We start from the raw sequence: 4,646 nt of genomic DNA, 5'->3' as shown, positions 1-4,646 counted from the left end.
CGCTGTGCCTGGCGGACAAGGACACTGTCCTGCCGTCGATGCTGAGCAAGGCTTGGTCGCGTCCCAACAACTGCAGGCTGTTCCGGTACAGCGTGTGGCCGGAGGCGGCGGCCGCGCTCCGGCGTCGGGGTTTGTCTTTGACGGCGGCCGCCAGTGTCAAACGTTCAATGCGCAACTGGGCCTGGGCTGCCGCAACGGTCGCCTCCACCAGGGAAAGGGTGTGTGCCGCCACCGCAGTTTCGGTGCCGGTGATGTCCACAACGCCCAGGACCGCGCCGGAATCGGGGTCATGGAAGGGAACAGCAGTGCAGCTCCAAGGGTGGACGGAGCGCTTGAAATGTTCAGCGCCGGAAATCTGGATGCTCCTATCCAGGGCCAAGGCGGTACCGGGTGCACTGGTACCCACGGAGGCCTCGGACCAGTCGGCGCCCGCCACGAACATCATGCTTTCAGCACGGCGTTGCATCACGGGATCACCATCCACCCACAAGAGCCGCCCGACGTCGTCTCCCACTGCCACCAACAAGCCGCTGTCATGGCTGGGCTGAACCAGGAGCTTCTTGATCACGGGCATGATGGTGGCCAAGGGGTGCTGCCTGCGGTACTCCTCCAGCTCATCGCGGTCCATCGCCAGCGGCGCCTCGGCGACGTCCGGGTTGGCCTGCAGGCTCGCGGACCTCTGCCAGGATTCACGGACCAGGCGCCGCAATCCGGCGATGTCCTCGGGCACTCCGAGACGCAAGGAATCCAAGCGCTCATGCCCTGAGAGGGCACGCTTCTGCAGCAACTCCGCGGCCTCGCTGCCTGGAACCGGCTGATGGACTGGATTCCTCATCGAACTCCCTGGTAGTCCGCTATGACAGTGCTCTGCACATGTGGTGGGCGGGACAGTATCGAGAAGTCTAGTTCGGGGAAGGGAGTTTTTGTACAGCTGAAGCCCCTAAAGCAGCCGAATAAGGGCATCAGCTGTGCAAAAACGCCTTGTCAGCCGCGGGAGATCCGGATCATTTCCTCGCGCGGAACAACTTTGATGCGCTCGCGAACAACACTCTCGCCTTCGCCGGTGGATCCTTCGGACCAAGCAGCACCCAGCGCGGCCTCGTGGGCATCCAAACGGTTCCAGCCTTCCCACGTGGTGTACTCGATGCCGCGTTCGTCGAGAAGGTCGATGATGGCCTGCGGATCCGGGTTTTCCGCCGGGGGCAGGTTGAGCCGGTCTTCAAGGAGGAAGCCGATGGTCTCCAACGCATCGCCCTTGGTATGGCCGATCAACCCCACCGGTCCGCGCTTGATCCAGCCCGTGGCGTAGATTCCCGGCACGGGCTCGCCGTCGGCACCCAGGACGCGACCGCCGTCGTTCGGTATGACACCGCGGCGGGCGTCGTACTCAAGCTCCTCCAACGGCGAACCGTGATAGCCGATGGCCCGGTACACCGACTGGACCGGGTACTCGATGAACTCCCCCGTGCCCTTGACGTTGCCCGTTCCGTCCAATTGCATGCGCTCGAACTTGATGCCGGACACCTTGCCGGGCGTCTCCGGCGAATCCAGGATTTCCACTGGACTGTGCAGGAAGTGCAGGTGCAGGCGGCGGGAGGAAGGCTGCTCGGATTCAGCGTGCTCCTCCACCAGCCAGTTGGTCATGGTGTTGACCATGGTCTTGATCTGGTTGTTGGTTTTGATGGCCTCGTCCGAGGCTTCGTCGAACTCGAAGTCTTCCGGGTACAGGACAATGTCAACGTCTTTGCAATGCGAGAGTTCGCGCAGTTCCAACGGCGTGAACTTCACCTGCGCCGGACCACGACGGCCAAAGACGTGGACGTCGGTGACCGGGGAGTTCTTCAAACCGGCGTAGACGTTGTCCGGAATCTCGGTGACCAGCAGTTCCTCGGGGTGCTTGACCAGCATGCGGGCGACGTCCAGTGCCACGTTGCCGTTGCCGATCACGGCTATTTCCTTGGCGTCCAGGGGCCAGTCGCGGGGAACGTCCGGGTGTCCGTCGTACCAGGACACGAAATCGGCGCCGCCGAAGGACCCCTCGAGTTCAACGCCGGGAATGTTCAGGTCGGCGTCCTTGATGGCACCGGTAGAGAAAATGACGGCGTCATAGAAAGCCCGGAAGTCATGCAGGGTGAGGTCCCTGCCGTAGGTCACGTTGCCCAGGAAGCGGATATCGCCACGGTCCAGGACTTTATGCAGGGCGTTGACGATCCCCTTGATGCGTGGGTGATCAGGAGCAACCCCGTACCGGATCAAACCGTACGGCGCCGGATACGCCTCGAAAAGGTCGATGCTGACCTCAACCTCGCCGTCCTTGACCTCGTTGGATTTGGTCAGGATGTCCGCGGCATAGACGCCTGCGGGTCCTGCGCCAACGATTGCAATGCGAAGCGGACGATTGGGGGTTGTTGCGGCTGAGTTGGACACCGTTAGCCCTTCCGAAGCAGTGAGCCACGCCCGTTGTTGGGGCGCGCAGATTCCAATTCTAGATGTCGACCCTACCCCCGGACGCTTATATGGCAGGAGTCACGGAAATTCACCAAGATTGCGGAATATTGCGGACGCAGCCGGTGTTGGCGCCAATGTGTCGACTCCGGATCAGATAACTGCCAACTCCTCTTCAAACCAGCCCACGACGACGACTGCCGGGGGCGGCGGGAAGGTTACCGGCGGTGCCGGGATCCCGGGCAGTAAGCCTGTACGGAGCGAGTCGACAGCGGGAATCCTTTTTGGAATCGGCGCCTACGGACTGTGGGGGCTCCTCCCCCTCTACTTCTTTGTCCTCATGCCGGCCAGTGCAGTGGAAATCGTGGCGAACCGGGTTGTCTGGTCCTTGATCTTCTGTGCATTGCTCATCACCATTACGCGGGCCTGGCGGGTCTTTGGTGCAGCGGTGAAGGACAAATCAGTTTTCGGCCCCTTGGCTTTGGCTGCGGGCCTGATTGCCATCAACTGGCTTACCTATACTTTCGGGGTCACCACTGGTCACGCCGTCGAGACCTCGCTGGGTTACTTCATCAATCCGCTCGTTTCGGTCCTCCTGGGCGTCTTCGTCCTGAAGGAAAAGCTGCGTCCCCTGCAGTGGGCTGCGGTAGGCATAGGCTTCGTTGCGGTGGGAGTCCTGACCTTCTCCTATGGCCAACTTCCGTGGATTGCGCTAATCCTGGCCTTTAGCTTCGGCCTTTATGGCTTTGTGAAGAAGCGCGTGGGGCCCAAGGTGGACGCCCTCACCAGCCTCAGCGTGGAGACAGTAGTGCTGGTTCCGTTCGCCGCCATCACCATGGTGGTCCTGGGCGCCACCGGAGCCGCTACGTTGACTACCCAGGGAGCGGGGCACTTCTGGCTGCTGGTGGCTTCGGGTGTCATTACCGCCGTACCGTTGCTCTTCTTCGGCGCTTCAGCCCGCCGTTTGCCGATGACCACCATCGGCCTCCTGCAATACTTCGCCCCGGTCCTCCAGTTCGTTGTGGCGCTGACCGTATTCAACGAGACCATGACCACGGCCCGCTGGATCGGCTTCTGTGTGGTGTGGTTGGCCTTGATCCTGCTGACCATCGACATGCTGCGGACCACGCGGAAGAACTCGGTGCTCAAGAAGCGGGCGCGCCTGGCTGCTGCGCAGTAGCCAAGTCCAAGACGCGTTGTGCAGTTCTGTTCATTTCTGTTGAGGGGTTCCGGAAGCGGACATAAGGTTGCGGAAACTTTCCCAGCTTTCTGACCACCGTCCCCGCCCTGAGCACCCGCTCCCACGTAACTCGCACCAAGTGGGTTGGGCGCTCCGGGCAACAGTTTTGAACGGAGCAGTTTTGAACTTCAACGGACCCACTTTGAGTCGCCGGACCCTCTTCCGCACGGCAGGCGCAGCCGCCCTGGCAGGTGCCCTACTTTCCCAGGCCGGGCCTTCGTTTGCCGCCTCCGGACTCCAGGAGCTGATAGATCGACGGCGGCTGGTTCTCACCGGCGGCCGCAGCGCCGCGGACATTCCCGAACTCGCTGCGCAGCTTGAGGCAATGGGCAAGACCGCCGAAGACTGGTGGAGCTCCATGGACAAGTCTGCAGCGCGCACATCCCTGTGGAGCGACATCCCTTTGACTGGAATCGGACAGTCCGCGGCGGCCACAGGCAACATGGGACTTCACTTCAACCGCCTCTACGACATGGCACTTGGATACGCCGTGCCGGGCAACCCCTACGCCGGCAACCCTGAGCTGGCCGCAGACATCGTTTCGGGGCTTCAGCTCCTCAGCAGCACTGCCTACAAGCCGTCCACCAAGGCGGCAGGCAACTGGTGGTTCTGGGAGATCGGCGTGCCCCGGAAGACCGTGGACATCCTGACGCTCTTCTACGCTGAAGTTCCAGAAGCTCTCCGCACGTCATTGTTGGCTGCCGTCCGGTGGTTCGCGCCCAACCCGAATTGGCGCGGACGTGCCACATCCTTGGCAGAGACCGGCGCCAACCGCGTGGACAAGTCCTTGGCCTGCTGCATGCGGGGTATCCTGGACGGCAATCCCAGCGAGATCGCCCTGGGACGCGACGCCTTGAGCGACACAGTGCGAGGCGGGATCAACAGTGTGTTTACCTACGTCACCAGTGGCGACGGCTTCTACGCCGATGGCTCCTACGTTCAGCACTCCTATCTGCCGTAC

At 62.1% G+C, this 4,646-nt stretch carries 3 protein-coding genes and 1 pseudogene; 2 read left to right on the top strand and 2 right to left on the bottom strand.

The window, feature by feature from the left end; translation table 11 throughout:
- Positions 1 to 835, bottom strand: an 835-nt coding sequence (locus HP499_RS21065; protein WP_172326072.1) for a GAF domain-containing protein, incomplete at its 3' end; no start/stop codon positions are given.
- A gap of 149 nt (positions 836 to 984) precedes the next feature.
- Positions 985 to 2,427, bottom strand: coding sequence for an FAD-dependent oxidoreductase (locus HP499_RS21060; RefSeq protein WP_172326071.1), 1,443 nt, complete (start codon positions 2,425 to 2,427; stop codon positions 985 to 987).
- Between the two features lie 118 nt (positions 2,428 to 2,545).
- On the opposite strand from HP499_RS21060, the gene rarD reads away from it, so the two are divergent.
- Together rarD and HP499_RS21050 are read left to right on the top strand one after the other, a co-directional pair.
- Positions 2,546 to 3,625 (top strand): EamA family transporter RarD, encoded by a 1,080-nt coding sequence (gene rarD / locus HP499_RS21055; protein WP_172326070.1) that lies wholly within the window; start codon positions 2,546 to 2,548, stop codon positions 3,623 to 3,625.
- 181 nt (positions 3,626 to 3,806) lie between these two features.
- Positions 3,807 to 4,646: pseudogene (locus tag HP499_RS21050) on the top strand (sugar isomerase); the annotation flags it as partial.

This window comes from Paenarthrobacter sp. CM16 (assembly GCF_013179505.1).
Taxonomy (GTDB): domain Bacteria; phylum Actinomycetota; class Actinomycetes; order Actinomycetales; family Micrococcaceae; genus Arthrobacter.
The sequence above is the reverse complement of the archived record's forward strand: the minus strand, read 5'-3'. Positions and strand labels throughout refer to the sequence as shown.